1 protein-coding gene is annotated in these 266 nt (G+C 70.7%); it reads left to right on the top strand.

The window, feature by feature from the left end; genetic code table 11:
• A partial coding sequence (locus A5481_RS31825) for an ATP-binding cassette domain-containing protein (protein WP_156655694.1) occupies positions 1-266 on the top strand: 266 nt, incomplete at both ends.

Here is a 266-nt window from a genome sequence, read left to right as displayed (position 1 = left end):
GGAGGCGCTGGCGCGTCTCGCCATCAAGGCGGGCTCGATCGACGATTCGCCCCTGACGCTGAGCGGCGGCACGCAGCAGAAGCTGCTCCTCGCCCGCTGGCTCGAGCACCCGCCGCGGCTCCTCGTCCTGGAGGAGCCGACCCGCGGCGTCGACATCGGCACCAAGCGCGAGATCTACGCCCTGATCCGCGCGATGGCGGCCAACGGCACCGTCGTCGTGTGGTGGTCGACGGAATTCCCCGAACTCGTCGAGATCTGCGACCGGG

It is taken from the genome of Methylobacterium platani, assembly GCF_001653715.1.
GTDB classification, from domain to species: Bacteria; Pseudomonadota; Alphaproteobacteria; order Rhizobiales; family Beijerinckiaceae; genus Methylobacterium; species Methylobacterium platani.
Note: the sequence above shows the minus strand (reverse complement) of the source record. Positions and strands in the feature narration are given on the sequence as shown.